Below are 294 nucleotides of genomic sequence, written 5' to 3'. Positions count from 1 at the left end.
TGAAGTCGACCTTCGGCCACGGCAGCAAACCCAGCGCGGCGCCATCGGCCGAACCACCGGCAGCAGCGGCCGCCGGCGCAGCCGACAGGGCCTGCTTGACGAAACCGCGCACGTCGTCGGCGGTGATGCGTTCCTTGGGACCCGAGCCCTTGACCTTGGACAGGTTCACGCCCAGTTCGCGCGCGAACTTGCGCACGGACGGCGACGCGTGGGGCAACTGGCCGGGCTTGAGGTTGGCGTCTTCCAGCGCGGCGGCGGGGGCCGGACGCGAGGCGGGCGCGGCAGCCTGCGCGG

Annotated in this window: 1 protein-coding gene; it reads right to left on the bottom strand. The window is 73.1% G+C overall.

All coding sequences use genetic code 11. The features are described from left to right. Positions 1-294: E3 binding domain-containing protein (locus B3446_RS16290; protein ID WP_291383419.1), on the bottom strand; the 294-nt coding region annotated here is incomplete at both ends.

Source organism: Achromobacter sp. UBA5777 (assembly GCF_002418565.1).
Taxonomy (GTDB): Bacteria; Pseudomonadota; Gammaproteobacteria; order Burkholderiales; family Burkholderiaceae_B; genus Achromobacter; species Achromobacter animicus.
Note: the sequence above shows the minus strand (reverse complement) of the source record. Positions and strands in the feature narration are given on the sequence as shown.